The organism is Marinimicrobium sp. UBA4509 (assembly GCF_002388575.1).
GTDB lineage: Bacteria > Pseudomonadota > Gammaproteobacteria > Pseudomonadales > Cellvibrionaceae > Marinimicrobium > Marinimicrobium koreense.
Genome location: NZ_DGMV01000036.1, coordinates 1 through 7,713 on the forward strand (window position 1 = coordinate 1; position 7,713 = coordinate 7,713).

Annotated in this window: 4 protein-coding genes; 3 read left to right on the forward strand and 1 reads right to left on the reverse strand. The window is 58.9% G+C overall.

Annotation, left to right across the window (positions count from 1 at the left end; all coding sequences use genetic code 11):
• The first annotated feature begins 227 nt into the window (after positions 1-227).
• Positions 228-2,165, forward strand: coding sequence for a sialate O-acetylesterase (locus B3520_RS05170; protein WP_286805779.1), 1,938 nt, complete (start codon positions 228-230; stop codon positions 2,163-2,165).
• Positions 2,166-2,182: 17 nt separating this feature from the next.
• Here the strand turns inward: B3520_RS05170 and B3520_RS05175 are convergent, their stop codons facing one another.
• The gene (locus B3520_RS05175; RefSeq protein ID WP_024461789.1) at positions 2,183-2,653 is read right to left on the reverse strand and encodes an Lrp/AsnC family transcriptional regulator; all 471 of its coding nucleotides are present in this window, start codon (positions 2,651-2,653) and stop codon (positions 2,183-2,185) included.
• A 295-nt stretch (positions 2,654-2,948) separates the two neighbouring features.
• Between B3520_RS05175 and leuA the strand changes: the two genes are divergently transcribed.
• Positions 2,949-4,616, forward strand: coding sequence for a 2-isopropylmalate synthase (leuA, locus tag B3520_RS05180; RefSeq protein ID WP_286805781.1), 1,668 nt, complete (start codon positions 2,949-2,951; stop codon positions 4,614-4,616).
• A gap of 281 nt (positions 4,617-4,897) precedes the next feature.
• Positions 4,898-7,669: a TonB-dependent receptor gene (locus B3520_RS05185; protein ID WP_286805783.1), complete on the forward strand. Its 2,772-nt coding sequence runs from the start codon at positions 4,898-4,900 to the stop codon at positions 7,667-7,669.
• The last annotated feature ends 44 nt before the right edge of the window (positions 7,670-7,713 follow it).

Consider the following 7,713-nt stretch of genomic DNA (forward strand, 5'->3'; position numbering starts at 1 on the left):
AAAGTAATTGACGTTAGACAAAGGGTTCTAGGGAGTGAGTAAATTCGCTCCGCTTATTGTTGTCAACATGAATATAAAGTTATCCAAAAGGTGACTACGGCACTTCTTCACGCTGAGGGTTTTGAGGTGGAGTATGAGCACAGGATTGTTATAATCAGTACGACTATAACAGCCTGGTTCCTGACGTGTACCGGCGCCACCTTTAATTCAAAGAGAGTTTAATAACGATGAAATACCGGGTTGGAGCATTGATGATGGGGGCGGCGCTCAGTTGTGCCGCCGTTCAGGCCGAAGTCACCCTGCCGCGCTTGATCAGCGATGGCATGGTACTTCAACGAGACACGGAAATCCGGGTATGGGGTTGGGCCGATCCGGACGAGGCAGTGAGTGTTCACTTTCAGGGTTTCACGTGGCAAACCGTGACCGCCGATGACGGGCGCTGGCAGCTGACCTTGCCAGAAATGAAAGCCGGCGGCCCCTATGAGCTGACGGTTAAAGGTGAGAACACCCTTACCCTGGAGAATGTTCTGGTGGGGGACGTGTGGCTCGCCTCCGGTCAGTCCAATATGGAGCTGACCATGGCCCGGACCAAACCGCTTTACGCCGAGGAAATGGCCGAAGCCAATTATCCCGAGATCCGCTTTTTTGAAGTCCCTGACCGCTATCAATTCAAACACCCCGAGCCGGACCTGGACGGTGGTGAATGGCTGTCGGTGACTCCCGAAACCCTGCCGGGTATTTCCGCGGTGGGGTACTTTTTCGCCAAGGACCTGCATCAGCAATACGACGTGCCGGTGGGTGTGATCAATGCCGCCCTGGGGGGATCACCGTCGGAAGCCTGGTTGAGTGAGTCCGCCCTGAAAGCCTTCCCGCACCACCTGGAAGAGGCCAAGCGCTGGCGGGATGATGACTTGATTGAGCAGGTGAGCTCGGCGGATAGCGCTCGGGGTCAACAGTGGCGTGAGCGTCGGGACGAACTGGACCCCGGCTTCAAGAACGGCGAGGCCCTCTGGGCCAAGCCGGAGGTTGATGACAGCGACTGGGAAACGGTGACACTGCCCGGTTCCTGGGGGGAAGAGGGCAAGGCCAACGGTGTCTGGTGGCTGCGCAAAACCATCACTCTGCCGGAAGACTGGGCCGGTAAAGCGGCCTTTCTGGAAGTGGGCCGCCTGGTGGACGCGGATGTGACCTACCTGAATGGAGAGCGCGTCGGACAAACCGGCTACCAATACCCGCCGCGCTGGTACGAGGTGCCCGAAGGCCTGCTCAAGGCGGGTGAAAATGTATTGACCGTGCGCCTGACCAGTGAGAATGGTCGACCGGGTTTTGTGGAAGACAAGCCCTATGAGCTGCGTCGGGAGGATGAAGCCTTCGATCTGACCGGTGAGTGGAAGGTCAAGCAGGGTGCGCAATTGGACAACCTGGATCCGCCCACCTTCATCCGCTGGAAACCCATGGGGTTGTACAACGGCATGATTGCACCGCTGACCGATTATGCCATCAAGGGCGTCATCTGGTACCAGGGCGAATCCAATGTTGGTCGCGAGGCGGAGTACAACGAATCCTTCCCGGCGGTGATCAACGAGTGGCGTCGCCAGTGGGCGCAGCCCGATCAGCCGTTCATTTTTGTGCAGCTGGCCAACTACCTGAAAACCCGGGATGAGCCGGTGGACAGCGACTGGGCCCGCCTGCGCGAAGCCCAACTGAATACCTTGCGTGTCCCCCACACCGGTATGGCGGTGGCCATAGACGTCGGCGAGTGGAACGATATTCACCCGCTGGATAAGCAGACCGTGGGTGAACGGCTGGCCCTGGCCGCGCAGGCGGTGGTTTATGATGAAGACCTGGTGGCCTTTGGTCCGATCTATACCGGGATGGAAGTGGATGGACGCCAGGTCCGCCTGAGCTTTGAGCATACCGGCTCGGGGCTGGCCTCCTGTAACGGTAAACCCTTGGCCGAATTTGCCATCGCCGGCGAAGACCGCGATTTTGTCTGGGCCGATGCGCGCATCGAAGGCGATTCCGTGGTGGTACAGAGCGCTGAAGTTCGCCGGCCGACGGCGGTACGCTATGCCTGGGCGGACAACCCGGATCAGGCCAACCTGTGCAATCGCGAGGGCCTGCCGGCGACTCCCTTCCGGACCGACGACTGGCCTCGGAAGTGATTGCTCACTATCATTAATCAGTCGACGGGGAGGGCGGTGCTGTTAATCGGACTTTTCAATACGAAGGACGAATGCACACCGCTCACCCCCTCGATCCGGGTCAGCTTCTGCAACAGAAACTGCTGATAGGCATCCATATCCCGCACAATCACCTTGAGCAGGTAGTCGGCAGACTGGCCGGTGATCAGGTGACATTCGAGCACTTCCGGATAAGTCGCAATCGTATCTTCAAAGGCGCTGAACCGGTCCGGGGTGTGCTTGTCCATGCTGATTTCAATAAACGCCATCAGGTTCAGCCCCAACTTGCGGGCGTTCAACAGCGCCACATAGCCATCGATCAGTCCGTCTTCCTCCATCTGTTTCACCCGGCGTAGGCAGGGGGAGGGTGAAAGGCTGATGGCTTCGGCCAGTTCCTGGTTGGTAATCCGCCCCCGATGCTGCAGGGTGTCGAGGATCATGCGGTCGTAACGATCGAGTTTAGTGGTCATGGGGATACAATATTCTGATTACGGTTAAATTGTTGGCATAAATTGCCAATACCGGCGTTATCTGAGTCATCTTAGCAATTTATTGGCGGCCTGTAAGCCATATACTATCCCCAATGCCTGATAACGGATGAGCGGCGGGCCACAAGCCCACCCCGGGGATGTCTCTCACTGCTACCCGCAGCGTTCTGCTCCCCACTGAACAGCCTACCCGGCTGAACGTCACCGCTCTCCTCGGGCAACCTTTTAAACCCATGTTTGTGCCTTAAACCGAAGTTTGTGCCAACGGAGCCGAGCCATGATTGCCAACCCCGCCAAGAAATACCGTCGTTTCGAGCCCATTCAGCTCCCGGACCGTCAGTGGCCCAACAAGGTCATTGATCAGGCGCCGATCTGGATGAGCACCGACCTGCGCGATGGCAATCAGGCCCTGATCGATCCGATGAATGTGGACACCAAGTTGCGCCTGTTCAAAGCCCTGGTGTCGATCGGCTTCAAGGAAATTGAAGTGGGCTTTCCGTCGGCCTCCGACACCGATTTCAACTTTGTACGTCGCCTGATCGAGGAAGATCACATTCCCGATGACGTCACTGTCGAGGTGCTCACCCAGGCGCGCCAGGATCTGATCGCCCGCACCGTGGAATCGCTCAAAGGCGCGCGCCGGGCCATCGTGCATATGTACAACCCCGTGGCGCCGGCGTTCCGCCGGATCGTCTACAAGACCGACAAGGCCGGCGTCAAAGAGATTGCCGAGCGCGGCACCCGCTGGGTGAAAGAGCTCACCGAAGCTCAACCGGGCACCGAATGGGTGTACCAGTATTCGCCGGAAGTGTTCTCCAGCACCGAAGTGGAGTTCGCCAAAGAGGTGTGCGATGCGGTCTCGGCCATCTGGCAGCCGACACCCGAACGCAAGATGATTTTCAACCTGCCGGCGACCGTGGAAATGTCCACGCCCAACACTTACGCCGACCAGATCGAGTGGATGCACCGCAACCTCAACAATCGCGAGAGCATCATTCTGAGTGTGCACCCGCACAACGATCGGGGTACCGCCGTGGCGGCCGCCGAGCTGGCGGTGATGGCCGGGGCTGACCGGGTAGAAGGTTGTCTGTTCGGCAACGGCGAACGCACCGGTAATGTGGATCTGGTGACCCTGGCCATGAACCTCTACTCTCAGGGCGTTCACCCGGGTCTGGATTTCACCGACATTGATCAGATCCGCCAGTTGGCCGAAGAGTGCACCCAGCTTCCGGTTCATCCGCGCCATCCCTATGCGGGTGAGTTGGTGTTCACCGCCTTTTCCGGCTCACACCAGGATGCAATCAAGAAGGGCTTTGCGGTGCAGGACCCGGAGGGCTATTGGGAAGTCCCTTATCTGCCCATTGACCCGGCGGACCTCAACCGCAGCTACGATGCCGTGGTGCGGGTGAACAGTCAGTCCGGCAAGGGCGGTGTCAGCTTCCTGCTTCAGCAGCAGGCCGGTTATGAATTGCCCCGTCGTCTGCAGATCGAGTTCAGTGGCGTGGTCCAGAAAGTCAGTGACACCTCGGGCAAAGAGGTCGCCAGTGGCGATATCTACAAATTGTTTGATCAGGAGTATCTGCAGGTCAACGCGCCTTATGTGTACACCAGCAGTCGGGTCAGTGATGGCGAAGACGGCGTGGTGAACACCCTGATCCTGGGCAAGTTCCAGGGCCAGGAAGTGGAGTTGACCGGTACCGGCAATGGCCCGATTGATGCCGCCGCCAAGGCCCTGGGTGAGCACGCCGGTCAGACCATTACGGTGGTGGATTACCACGAGCACGGCCTGGGAGCCGGCTCCGATGTGGCGGCGGTATGCTATGTCGAAGTGAAAGTGGGTGATCACAAGCCGGTGTTTGGCGTCGGGCAGGATAAGAACATTGTCGCGGCCGCCATCAAAGCGCTGATCAATGGTGTGAACCGGGATCTGGGAATGAGCGCCTAAGATCGATCGGCGTTCTTCTTACACCACTAGCAACACCCGTAAAGCCAGGTTGAAATAACGGCCTGGCTTTTTTATGCCTTTGGCATTTATAAAATGCTGTTACATGCGCCAAAATGCCTTAGTAGCCGTATTTTGTGACTTAACTCAAGTAAAGTCGTCTATTTTGCGTCGAACCCTTTACCCCATGTAACACCTGTGCCATTATTTGATTGCGCAACCATTGAGTTGCCATTCCAATACAAGAACCCTGTTCTAACAATAAACATTGAGGGAGTTTGAGAATGAAAGTATTCCACCTGAGCCCGCTCGCCCTGGCGCTCGCTGCTGCTGCCATGCCCGCTGCCCACGCCCAAGACGAAGGTGCTGGCGCCCTGGAAGAGGTGGTGGTCACCGGCTTCCGCCAGAGTCTGGAACGCGCGCTGGACATCAAACGCGATTCCGCCAACAACGTCGAAACCATTGTCGCTGAAGACATGGGTAAAATGCCCGACCTCAACCTGGCCGAGTCCCTGCAACGGGTCCCCGGTGTGGCCATCACCCGCGAGGGCGGTGAAGGTCGCAGCATCACCGTGCGCGGCCTGAGCCCGGATTTCACCCGCAGTACCCTGAACGGTATGGAAGTACCCGGCAGTGCCGGCGGCCTGGACTCCTCCGGCGGCGTCAACCGCGGCCGCTCCATGGACTTCAACATCTTCGCCTCGGAACTGTTCAACCGCATCGACATTCACAAGTCGCCCAAGGCGTCGGTGGAAGAGGGCGGTCTGGCCAGTACCGTGGAGCTGTTTACCGCCAAGCCGTTTGATAACCCCGGCCTGAACGCCAGCGTCAGCGGCCAGTTCACCGTGGATAACGTCGCCGACGAAGCCGACCCGCGATTCGCCGCGCTGGTGAGCAACACCTTTATGGACGACACCGTCGGGGTGCTGTTTTCGGTGGCCCATTCAACCCGCACCGTGCGTCAGGAAGGTTTCGGCACCGTGCGCTATACCTCGCCGTTTGCCAACGGCCAGAGCTGGGCGGACACCAGTGGTACCACCATCAACGGCACGCCCGACCCGGATACCAACCACCCCGAATACACTCAAGGTGACGATCCGCTCGACTACATGTGGACCCCGCGCCTGCCCCGGATGGACTACTTCGGCAACACCCAGGATCGCACCGGTGTGACCGCCGCCTTCCAGTTCCGCCCCAATGATCGCCTGGAATTGGGTCTGGACATCGTCGGTTCCGAGCTGTCGAACGACCGCGAGTCCTACAACTACTTCGCCCAGTTCCGGAACACCTTCGATGAAATCACACCCACCAGTGTGACCCTGGATGCCGCCGGCCGTCAGATCGTGGCCGGTACCTTCCAGAACGTGACCCCGCGTTCGGAAAGCCGCGGCCAGTTCTCGGAAACCACTTTCCTGCAGACCGTGTTCTCCGGTAAGTACGATCTGAGCGATCGCACCGAACTGAGCTTCATGCTGGGTAACGCCAACTCCGAGCACGATGAAGAACAGTACCGCTTCAACCTGACCGCCTCGGAAGGTCACGACTTCAGCTTCGACTTCGGTGCGGATTCCGACATTGCGGAAATGAGCTACGGGTTCGATATTCTGGAACCGTCGAACTACTTCTTCTCCGGCCCGACGCTGCGCAAAGACGTGGTGGATCGTGACAACACCACCTTCCGCCTGGATCTGGAAACCGAGCAGGGCGGCGCCGTGTTCAAAACCGGTTTTATCTACAACGACCGGGAAGTGGACTCTCTGCGCTACAACCCGACCGAAGGCACCATCGATGCACCGGATGAAGTGACCTCGGATCTGGCCACCTCACTGACCGGTATCGGTATCGATGACTTTGCCAGCGGCCTGGATGCGCCCGGCGGCTTTCCCCGCGACTTCCTGATCGCCCACTTCGACAACACCATTGCCGCCTACGGTGCGGGTCAATTCACCCCGGTGCCGGTCGACGCCTCCTCCTGGAACGTACAGGAAGAGACCATGGGCCTGTACGGTGAAGTGGACTTTGAAACCAGCGTGTTTGACCGTCCCTTCCGGGTAAACACCGGCCTGCGTATCGCCCGGACGTTCATGACCTCCAGCGGTGCTACCGAAGATCCGGTCACCGGTGAGGCGATCCTGCTGTCCGAGGACAACGCCTACACCGACGTGCTGCCCTCGACCAACATCGTGTGGGAAATTGAAGAAGACCTGCTGTTGCGCGCCAACATCTCCCGCAACATCACCCGTCCGGGACTGGGCAGCCTGTCACCCACCGTGACCGGCGTAACCCCGATCAACGGCAACATCAGCCGCGGTAATCCGAACCTCGACCCGATGCGCGCCAGCGCCGTGGATCTGGGCCTGGAGTGGTACTTCGACAGCGAAGCGCTGCTGGCGGTGACCCTGTTCCACAAAGACATCGAAAGCTTCATCAGCGGTGACGAAGTGGAAGGACCGCTCACCCCGGAGCTGCGCCAGATCGTGTCCAACTACCCGGCCTACGACCCGGATTCTCCGCTGTTTGAGCCCAACGCGGTGGATATCAACGGCTCGGCCTGGTTTACCTCCCAGCCGGTCAACGGCGATGGCGCTCAGCTCGATGGGGTGGAGATCGCGTATCAGCAGCCGTTCACCTTCCTGCCGGCACCGTTCGACAACCTGGGTATGATTGCCAACTACACCTACGTGAGCTCCGAGGCGAACTTCGGTTCGGTGGTGAGCACGTTGCCGGGCCTGTCGGAAGAAAGCTACAACTTCACGCTGTACTACGAGACCGATCGCTACGGCATCCGTGGCTCCATCAACGGCCGGGATGACTACATCACCAGCCCGAATGGCAGCAACGGCAACGCCCAGGAAGCGACCACCGGTCCAACCCGTCTGGACATGTCGGCGTTCTACAACATCACCGATGACCTGAAGGTGACGTTGGAAGGCATCAACATGACCAACGAGACCGAGCGGTTGTACACCACCGGTCCGCTGGGCGACATGAACCTGGTGCGTGAGTACAACACCACTGGCCGAGAGGTTTACCTCGGCCTGCGTTACACCTACTGACCCTCGACGGCTCGCGCTTGCGAGCCGGGCTGTAGCTGATGAGC

Excerpts from the sequence above, each read along its gene's own strand:
- B3520_RS05170 (WP_286805779.1), top strand. The coding sequence starts at position 228 with ATGAAATACCGGGTTGGAGCATTGATGATGGGGGCGGCGCTCAGTTGT.
- B3520_RS05175 (WP_024461789.1), bottom strand. The coding sequence starts at position 2,653 with ATGACCACTAAACTCGATCGTTACGACCGCATGATCCTCGACACCCTG.
- leuA (WP_286805781.1), top strand. The coding sequence starts at position 2,949 with ATGATTGCCAACCCCGCCAAGAAATACCGTCGTTTCGAGCCCATTCAG.
- B3520_RS05185 (WP_286805783.1), top strand. The coding sequence starts at position 4,898 with ATGAAAGTATTCCACCTGAGCCCGCTCGCCCTGGCGCTCGCTGCTGCT.